This is a genomic window from Leptospira brenneri, assembly GCF_002812125.1.
GTDB classification, from domain to species: Bacteria; Spirochaetota; Leptospiria; order Leptospirales; family Leptospiraceae; genus Leptospira_A; species Leptospira_A brenneri.
The window spans coordinates 1-1253 of the sequence record NZ_NPDQ01000027.1 but is presented as its reverse complement, the minus strand read 5'-3'; the positions used below and the strand labels follow the sequence as shown (position 1 = coordinate 1253).

Annotated in this window: 2 protein-coding genes and 1 pseudogene; all 3 read left to right on the top strand. The window is 41.7% G+C overall.

Annotation, left to right across the window (positions count from 1 at the left end; all coding sequences use genetic code 11):
• The first annotated feature begins 131 nt into the window (after positions 1-131).
• Positions 132-581 (top strand): DUF6046 domain-containing protein, encoded by a 450-nt coding sequence (locus CH361_RS19535; protein WP_100792502.1) that lies wholly within the window; start codon positions 132-134, stop codon positions 579-581.
• Positions 578-985 (top strand): LysM peptidoglycan-binding domain-containing protein, encoded by a 408-nt coding sequence (locus tag CH361_RS19530; RefSeq protein WP_100792501.1) that lies wholly within the window; start codon positions 578-580, stop codon positions 983-985. The genes CH361_RS19535 and CH361_RS19530 overlap by 4 nt, the downstream gene beginning before the upstream one ends.
• A gap of 12 nt (positions 986-997) precedes the next feature.
• A pseudogene (locus CH361_RS19525) lies at positions 998-1253 on the top strand (late control protein); the annotation flags it as partial.

The window sequence follows — 1253 nt, the reverse complement described above, 5'->3', positions numbered from 1 at the left end:
ATTGAGAATATCGTCGGTAAGGCGATATTTAACTCAGGAAAAGATGGCTATAAAGAGGCAGGACTCCTTGCTGGACATAGCCTCGAACAAGAGTTAAGCCGCATTGCAGCATTTTATAGATAGGAGGAGAAATGCTTTTAGACCCAGTACCAGGAGGCCCGTTTTTAGGATTCACAGCGGGTGACTTAGATCCATTACAGATCGGAACATATACTTGTCCTCGCGGAACAAAAGTTACTGCCACTCGTGAGAAAGGCTACTCTGCTACGCAAGTTGGAGGTTCAAAGGGGGAAGTTCTCGAAGCAGTCGGATGGGGAAATTGGCGATTAACGATTGAGTTTGAATATGTTGCGTCAACGGGATTGCAAGCCTTGGCACTTGCAGAACTCAAAAAGATTTTGATAGTTTGGAATCAATTAGATTCCGTAAGAGTCATTCATCCAAAATTAAACTCAGTAGGGATTGAGTTTATTCTACTCACAAAAATCGAACTCCCTGATGAAGACCGAGCCCATGAGTTACCTGTTCGGCTAGAGGCATTGAGTGATGATCCAACATTTGATTTGGAAAATCCCCTATGATTTCCGGTAAAAGCAACGAACGAGTTCATGTTGTAACCGCTGGCGAAACGCTTCAGAGGATTGCAGCCTATTATTGGGGTGAATGGACTCTCTGGCCTCTCATCCGAGAGGATAACTCATTTTATAATTCAAAACTTGGTTTCAAATGGTATGATGACTTAGAAGAAGGATTGCGGCTTTTTGTTCGAAGACAAATCCCCATCTCCAATCAGTTGCATACTGTTACCGCAGAAGACAGCTATACAAACCTTTCTTTAAAGTATTACAAAACGGAACATTTTAGTCAGCTAATTCGCCTTTCAAACAACTCTCAAATTCTAAAATATAACATAGGAGGTGAGATTGTTATCCCTGCATTAGTTGATAATCGTGTTTTTCAGGCGGCACAAATGAGGTTGAATTAAATGACCCTCATCATGAAACAACGATTAGAAGTCGGGCTTATCACTCTACATAAAATTTTAGAGGCCGACATCATCGAAGGAAGAAAGGAACCCTCAGCTGAACTCCGCATTAAACTACCAAAGGGATTAGGTTACAATTCGCAACTGATCAAAAAAGGCCAGGAGGTCAAATGGTATTCTTGGTATGAAGGCAAACTTTCCAAGGGAGATGAAATCCTCGAATTTCAAGGTGAGGTTGTCGATGTTTCTCCAAAGCAGCCACTAGAAA